This window comes from Microbulbifer aggregans (assembly GCF_020524005.1).
In the GTDB taxonomy this organism is placed as follows: Bacteria; Pseudomonadota; Gammaproteobacteria; order Pseudomonadales; family Cellvibrionaceae; genus Microbulbifer; species Microbulbifer aggregans_A.
This window is the reverse complement of record NZ_JAIVKK010000005.1, coordinates 360,836-367,643: the sequence shown is the minus strand read 5'-3', so window position 1 is coordinate 367,643 and position 6,808 is coordinate 360,836. Positions and strand designations below refer to the sequence as shown.

The following is a 6,808-nucleotide window of genomic DNA, read 5'->3' as shown; positions in this document are numbered from 1 at the left end:
CAATAGAGTTGTGGAACCACCTGATCCCTTGCCGAACTCAGAAGTGAAACGCAACATCGCCGATGGTAGTGTGGGGCTTCCCCATGTGAGAGTAGGTCATCGTCAGGTTTTATTCCAAAAGCCCTGATCGCTTCGCGGTCAGGGCTTTTTTCATGGCAACCTGCCGATGACCTACCGCTGCGCGGTACGGTCATGGTGATTCGAGCCACAGGCTCTCACCCTTCGGGCTGCCTACGGCAGTCCAAACGGCAAAGCCGTTTGTCAGGCATCTAAATAAAAGAAAAGGCCACCCAAACGGGTGGCCTTTTTTTATTTGGGATACGATGAAATCCTCTTACTACCTCGCAGCGCAACGCGATGGCGAGCACCGCTCGCCACCCACTGTAGGTCATCGTTCTTGCCCCATAGCACCAGGCCCGATCGAACACACGCCCGTGCGCTATATTTAGCGCTCTCCTCCAAACACTATCCACAACCCCACCCACAACAAAACGCCCAAGTTACTTATTCACACTCACAAACATTCGATCACCTAGCTAGCCAGAGTGCTCGCCTGCAAGCAGGCTCCTACACATCAATCCAGATCCGGTGCACTAATCCCGAAGGCTAATCTCTAGACCCGATCGAACACACGCCCGTAGACTCTATTTCGTTCTTATCTTCAAACACTATCCACAGACCTATTGCCGAACTAACCAAGCTGCTCGCCTGCAAGCAGGCTCCTACCTAACACAATCCACTAAGATACTTCGCGTCTATCTTACGTATACGCCGCATGCTCACTTAAATAGCGAGGTTGCGGAAATGGAGATTGAGCCCTGAATAACACTAAACGGGTTAACAGAAAGGATAAGAGAAGGGTATAACTGACGGGTTGTAAGCGGGAGCGAGAGCAATGGACTGCCTTGCAAAGCGGAGCACCACGTAGCACCCAAACATGCCTGACAGATCCCGCCAAGCATGCTCTTCTATGGCAAATTAAGCAGCAGTTGGGTTGTCTTTCACCTTCGGCCTGAAAACCCCAAACAAAATCGAAACCATCGCAATGAGCCCCAAAAGCCAGCAGTACTGGATACTACCCGCCAGCGACAAGGGCGACACTTTCGCCAGCGATGAGGCCAGCAGTATCTGCGCTCCATAGGGAAGGAGCCCCTGTACAACACAGGAATAAATGTCGAGCAGGCTGGCACTGCGGCGTGGGTCCACGCTATAGCGGGTAGCGATATCTTTCGCCAATGACCCACTTAACAGAATGGCCACGGTGTTGTTCGCGGTACAGACATTGGTTATCGCAACTGTCGCGCTGATGCTCAACTCACCGGCGCGTACCCGGGAAGAGCCAGCAGCGTGCACAGGCTTGTGCCTGCTGATCCGCTCGATAAACTGAGCGAGCCAATTCAGCCCGCCTTCGGTACGCATCATGGCACCCAGCCCGCCAATCATGAGCGACAGGATAAAGATCTCCTGCATCCCCTTGTAGCCTTCGAAGATGTCCTGAGCCAGTTGCGCGATACCGTAGCTTTCCTGCAGCCCCAGGCCTACGGCGCCGGCAAGCAGGATGCCGGCGAACAGGACGAGGAAGACATTTACCCCGCTGATTGCCAGGACCAGTACCGCAATATATGGAAGGACAGGCGCGATACCGTAGTCTTCTGTCTGGGTGCCGACGTTCTCCCCGACAGACAGTCCTGCGCTCTGGAAATAGAGCCACGCGATGGCGATCAAAGCCGCTGGCAGGGCAATCATAAGGTTCATACGGAACTTGTCGCGCATTGCCACGCCTTGGGTCCGCGTGGCGGCAATGGTGGTATCAGAGATGATCGACAGGTTGTCGCCAAACATGGCTCCACCGACCACTGTGCCAACGCTGATTAGCAGCGGAATGTCTGTTGCATCTGTAATCCCCACCGCAATAGGAGCGATAGCTGCCACAGTACCCATGGAGGTACCCATAGCCGTGGCTATAAATGCCGTAATCAGGAAAAGCCCGGGTAGTACCAGAGACGGAGGAATCAGGTTCAGGCCCAGGCTTACCGTCGCATCTACGCCGCCAACCGCCTTGGCCACACTAGCGAAAGCGCCCGCGAGCAGGTAGATCAGCACCATCGTAATAATCGTGGAGTCGCCGACGCCGCGTACAAAAGTGTCGATTCTTTCGTTCAGGCTTCCCTTGGCCAGCAGTATTGCCAGAGCTATGGCCGGCAAGATGGCAACGGGAGCGGGCACCTGATAAAACGCCATGTCGGTGCCTTCCGACTGGTACCAGAGCCCCGCACCGAGAAATAGCAGGAGGAAAAGGGCGAGAGGCAGGAGTGCAAGGGGGTTGGCTCTGGACATAGGTACCGCTTGATAGTCGTGTGCTTACATAAAGGGCGCGGATTGTAAGAGTCCGCAGCAGAAGCAATCAATGATCGATTTGTGATAAAGATAGATCGCCCGGGCAGGAATCGTGAGGGATGACATTTCAGGAATACTGGAGCCTTGTGACGGAATTATGGTCAAATTAGCGATTCGCGCGCCTTAACCCGTCATCGCCTTGGGGAAAAGAATAATGACCGTGACGCGGCAGCACTTTATGGTTTTGGGGCCTCTGCTGGCCCTGGCTTTCTACTATTTATTGTCCTGGTTGGGGGTTCCCTACTTGCCAGCGGTAACCGCGGCCATCACGCTGCTGACGGTCGTCTGGTGGATTACTGAGGCTTTGCCGATCCCGGCGACCTCACTGGTTCCATTTGTTCTGCTGCCGTTATTTGGCGTCGCCGATCACAAGTTGGTGGCATCGTCACTGGGTAGCCATGTGATTCTGCTACTTATGGGCGCGTTCATGCTCTCCAAAGCACTGGAGAAAAGCGGCGCCCATGAGCGCCTCGCCCTGTACATGCTTAAAGTGGTCGGAGTCACCAGTGGTCGCCGTCTGGTGCTGGGCTTTATGCTCGCCTCCGGGTTGCTCTCTATGTGGATCTCCAATACAGCGACCACATTGATGATGCTTCCGATCGCCCTGGCAATCCTCTCCCACGCGAACAACCAGCGCCTGACGATCGCACTTATTCTGGGGATTGCGTATGCGGCCAGCCTGGGAGGTGTGGGTAGCCCGCTGGGCACGCCTCCCAACGTGATATTCATGGGCATCTATGAGGAAGTAACCGGAACGGAGTTCAGCTTTTTGAGCTGGATGAAAGTCGGGTTGCCGGTTGTGCTGGTAACCCTGCCGGTTATGGCGCTTTGGCTGACGCGCAGTGTCCGGCTGGAAAAACCAATCGAACGCCCCCGGGTTGGAGAGTGGCGGCCGGAAGAGGTCAGGACACTGGTGGTGTTCGCCATCGCGATTTTATTCTGGGTGACCCGCAATGAGCCATTCGGCGGCTGGAGTCACTGGCTGGGGGTAGAGGGCGCCGGCGATAGTACAGTGGCGATCGGTGCGGTCGTGCTGATGTTTCTGGTACCGAATGGTAAAGGAGGCAGGCTGCTCGACTGGTCGGCTGCGGAGAGTATTCCCTGGGGGATGTTGCTGCTGTTTGCTGGCGGTATCGCCATTGCCAAGGGATTTGTGGCTTCCGGTTTGAGCGACATGATGGGCGAGGGGTTGTCTTTCCTGACGACGATGCCGCTCTGGCTGATGTTACTGGTTCTATGCCTGTCGGTTACCTTCCTGACTGAAATTACCAGCAATACCGCAACCGCTACGCTGTTGATGCCGATTCTGGCTGTAGCGGCGACTTCTGCGGGGTTTGATCCCATGGTACTGATGATTCCGGCCGCAATGTGTGCGAGTTGCGCATTCATGCTGCCGGTGGCGACGGCCCCCAATGCGATTGCCTATGGCACCGGAAAAATCAGTATCCAGGATATGGCCAGGGAGGGCGTAGTGTTGAGCGTACTGGCGTCCCTCATTATCGCGGTTACCTGTCGCCTGATATTGGTATAGTGATCAACCTCTGAATGCGCTGGGCTGGAAATGGCACAGGTATATGTCCCTGAAGATTTTGGGAAAAATGAAGTGAATACGATCCAGTTAGAGACCGCCCCGCGTATGAGTACCCTGTACCTGCGTGCACTAATGGCGAGGGGGCGAGGGCCGGTGCCGGAAGACATGCAGGTGTTGGGTAGTATCAGCCTGAAAGGCCAGCGTATTGATAATAAGCGGTTGCAGGCATATCGCCGTATTTGCGGTTTTGGCAATGAGGATCATATACCGCCGACCTACCCATTTGTGTTGGCGGTCCCCCTACACCTGAGGCTTCTCGTTTCAGAGGCTTTCCCGTGCAGTGTTCTGGGCGTGGTGCATGTTGCCAACGAGATTATCCAATATCGCGTTATCAAGCCGGGCGATGCGCTCGATTTTGAATGTACCCTGAGCGGTGCGAGACCGGTACGTCGCGGCTTCGAGTTCGAAATGGTTACCCGGGTCAGCGTCGGGGGCATACTGGTCTGGGAATGTATTTCTACGCTTTTAAGCCGGGACCAGCGCGCGCGCACCAAGGCGCGCCGCCCTGAACGGGCGATTGAAGAACCACTGGTTGCGGATGCCGTATCACCCTGGACAGTGCCGGGCGATACCGGTCGTCGGTACGCGCGTGTTTCCGGTGACAGTAACCCTATCCACCTGTATGCCCTCACGGCCAAACTGTTTGGTTTCCCCCGGGCGATAGCCCATGGCATGTGGACCAAAGCCCGTTGTCTGGCGGAGTTGGAACAGACCCTGAGTATGCCACCGTTTGATCAGGGCTTTCGGGTATGTATAAACTTTCGACAGCCCGTATACCTGCCTGCTCAGGTGCAATTTGAATATTCTGCAGACGAAGGATTGATTAAATTCGCAGTCAGCAAAACGAATGAGCAAAAGCTATACCTGAGCGGGCAAGTATCTGCCCTGTAATGAGCCGGAATTTTCGGCAGGCGATATCCAATGACAACAATGCAAACTGAGGGCCGTCATGCGCAGTTTCGACGACATCACTGAGCCGGTTATCGAACGTTTTGGCGGCCTTGCCGGGCTGAAGAAACAACTCACACTTCCGAAAAAAGCCAAAGAACTGCGTGCAATAGAAAATTCTGCCTGGTTGTCCCAGGCCTCCAAAGCGGTATTCCAGGCGGGTTTCAACTGGAAGGTCGTGGATGGGAAGTGGCCCCGGATCGAGGAAATCTTTCACGGCTTTGACCTCGGCTACTGTCGTATGCTTTCAGATGAAGCACTCGAAACCATCCTTAAACAGGATGGAATGATCAGCCACTGGAAGAAGACCAGGTCTATCCAGCGCAACGGCGACTTTTTCTGGCAGCTGTCCAATGATCATGATGGACTCGGCAATTACTTTGCCGGGTGGAACACAGCCAACTACGCGGAAAACCTGCGGACACTGCAAAAAGGCGGGGATCGCCTGGGGATTAGGACTTTACAGGTGTTTCTGCGCCGGATGGGCGTGGATACACTGATATTCTCCAATGACATGGTGCGTGGGTTAATCCGGGAAGGCGTGGTGCAAAAGACACCTTCATCCAAACGAGATTGGGCTGTATTACAGGAAGTGGTGGAACTCTGGCAGGCGCAATCCCGCCGTAGCCTGAATGAAATCAGCCAGATACTGGCATACTCGGTTGGCTGACCACTGTGTTATTAAATGCTTTAAGGTCGATCCATTGGCTTTAGTGTAGAAACCTGCGCTGGCCGAGTATTCAATTGTACTATTCAGGAGGCGTAAATCGTGTGTGATGAGCAGAGCAGTAAAGATGCGGAAGCTTACTTTCTTCAAAAAGGTATAAATCGCCGCGATTTCGGCAGGGTGGGCATCAGTGCCGCGCTCGCAATGACGCTACCGATAGCCGCGTTGGCCGAAGACGTTGTCGAAAGCAATGTGTTGGTAACAACGCCCGACGGTGAGGCGGATTGCTACTTCGTGCATCCGGCCAAGGGGCAATATCCCGCAGTGGTTTTGTGGCCTGATATCTTTGGAATGCGTCCCGCATTCCGGCAGATGGGCAAGCGCCTCGCGCAGTCCGGTTACGCCGTTCTCGTGGTGAATCCCTACTATCGAACTATGAAAGGGCAGTTGGTGCCCGATTCGGCTCCGGTCATTGATGCCTCGCTGCGTGAGCAGATCTGGCCCAAGGCTCGTGAGCTGGCCGGCACACTCTCGCCGGAAACGTGTGTAACCGATGGGCGTGCCTTTATCCGCTTTCTGGATTCGCAGCAGGCGGTAGATAGTGATAAAAAAGCCGGCACCATGGGGTATTGCATGACGGGCTCTTATACATTCCGGCTTGCTGCGGATATGCCTGAACGTATCGGTGCCGGTGCATCTTTTCATGGGGGCGGCCTGGTTACGGATAAACCGGATAGTCCGCATCGTCTGGTACCGAAAATCCAGGCCGGCTTCCTGGTGGCGATCGCGGAAAATGACGACGAGCGGCAGCCCGAAGCAAAAACCGAATTGCGTCAGGCGTTCGACAATGCCGGCGTTGAAGCGGAAATCGAGGTTTATAAAGGCGCCATGCACGGGTGGTGTCCACCGGATTCCATGGCTTACAACCGCGACCAGGCCGAACGTGCCTGGGCAAGAATGCTGACGTTGTTTAATCAACGATTGGCTTGATGCGACGACTTCATTAGCGGGGTAATCCGGAATCTGTTCGCGCATTTCCGGTTGCCCCGCTTCTTACATTTCAAAGTACCGTGTGTGCAGAATTTGCCTGAAAGATTGAACACAGGGGCAACTGGCGGTATAAATTTGTCTATGTGGGTTCATCTTGACCCCATTTTTTTTCCTTCCTTGTCCATATCTGATTTTCTGGACTATCAAGCATTCGC

Annotated in this window: 5 protein-coding genes and 1 rRNA gene; 5 read left to right on the top strand and 1 reads right to left on the bottom strand. The window is 54.6% G+C overall.

Features of this window, described 5'->3' with window-relative positions:
- Positions 1-108, top strand: a 5S ribosomal RNA gene (gene rrf / locus LC093_RS12240); the annotation flags it as partial.
- Positions 109-978: 870 nt separating this feature from the next.
- Here the strand turns inward: rrf and LC093_RS12235 are convergent.
- Positions 979-2,337, bottom strand: coding sequence for a Na+/H+ antiporter NhaC family protein (locus LC093_RS12235; RefSeq protein ID WP_226665079.1), 1,359 nt, complete (start codon positions 2,335-2,337; stop codon positions 979-981).
- Between the two features lie 214 nt (positions 2,338-2,551).
- Here LC093_RS12235 and LC093_RS12230 point away from each other — a divergent pair, with 214 nt between their 5' ends.
- The 4 genes from LC093_RS12230 (at position 2,552) to LC093_RS12215 (ending at position 6,593) form a co-directional block, all read left to right on the top strand.
- Entirely contained in the window at positions 2,552-3,928 is a 1,377-nt protein-coding gene (locus tag LC093_RS12230) for an SLC13 family permease (RefSeq protein WP_226665078.1), read from the top strand.
- Between the two features lie 72 nt (positions 3,929-4,000).
- Positions 4,001-4,879: a MaoC/PaaZ C-terminal domain-containing protein gene (locus tag LC093_RS20465; RefSeq protein WP_226665077.1), complete on the top strand. Its 879-nt coding sequence runs from the start codon at positions 4,001-4,003 to the stop codon at positions 4,877-4,879.
- Between the two features lie 58 nt (positions 4,880-4,937).
- Entirely contained in the window at positions 4,938-5,606 is a 669-nt protein-coding gene (locus LC093_RS12220; protein WP_226665076.1) for a DNA-3-methyladenine glycosylase I, read from the top strand.
- A gap of 99 nt (positions 5,607-5,705) precedes the next feature.
- Positions 5,706-6,593 (top strand): dienelactone hydrolase family protein, encoded by an 888-nt coding sequence (locus LC093_RS12215; RefSeq protein WP_226665075.1) that lies wholly within the window; start codon positions 5,706-5,708, stop codon positions 6,591-6,593.
- Positions 6,594-6,808 lie beyond the last annotated feature (215 nt).

Bases quoted from the DNA above. Each gene is read 5' to 3' on its own strand.
- LC093_RS12230 (WP_226665078.1), top strand. From the start codon at position 2,552: ATGACCGTGACGCGGCAGCACTTTATGGTTTTGGGGCCTCTGCTGGCC.
- LC093_RS12220 (WP_226665076.1), top strand. From the start codon at position 4,938: ATGCGCAGTTTCGACGACATCACTGAGCCGGTTATCGAACGTTTTGGC.
- LC093_RS12235 (WP_226665079.1), bottom strand. From the start codon at position 2,337: ATGTCCAGAGCCAACCCCCTTGCACTCCTGCCTCTCGCCCTTTTCCTC.